Here is a 501-nt window from a genome sequence, read left to right as displayed (position 1 = left end):
CAAGCGGCCAAAGGGAGCAGACTGTAAATCTGCCGTCACAGACTTCGAAGGTTCGAATCCTTCTCCCACCACCATCTCCAAGAAGCTTTCCTTTAGGAAACTTCAAGGAACAGTTTAACAGCTGATAACTCAGGTAGCCGAGTTCATTGCGGGCATCGTATAATGGCTATTACCTCAGCCTTCCAAGCTGATGATGCGGGTTCGATTCCCGCTGCCCGCTCCAAGATGTGCTGATATGGCTCAGTTGGTAGAGCACACCCTTGGTAAGGGTGAGGTCGGCAGTTCGAATCTGCCTATCAGCACCACTTCCCTTATGTTCTCAATTATCTCCCTGATTTGTCTCCTGAAAAAAACAAGCGAAATAATTTCTTGCTTGGTTGATGTGGTTTAACCACCGATTCCGTGTCTTAGAGGGACAATCTAATGTCTAAAGAAAAATTTGAACGTTCAAAACCGCACGTTAACGTTGGTACTATCGGCCACGTTGACCACGGTAAAACT

At 46.7% G+C, this 501-nt stretch carries 2 tRNA genes and 1 pseudogene; all 3 read left to right on the top strand.

What is annotated here, in order from left to right:
• Nucleotides 1–148: 148 nt before the first annotated feature.
• Nucleotides 149–223, top strand: a tRNA-Gly gene (locus AC4IFT_RS22380).
• Between the two features lie 6 nt (nt 224–229).
• Nucleotides 230–305 (top strand) — tRNA-Thr (locus AC4IFT_RS22375).
• A 118-nt stretch (nt 306–423) separates the two neighbouring features.
• Nucleotides 424–501, top strand: a pseudogene (locus AC4IFT_RS22370) (GTP-binding protein); the annotation flags it as partial.

The sequence above is a fragment of the Providencia sp. UF-183 genome (assembly GCF_058246155.1).
The sequence above is the reverse complement of the archived record's forward strand: the minus strand, read 5'-3'. Positions and strand labels throughout refer to the sequence as shown.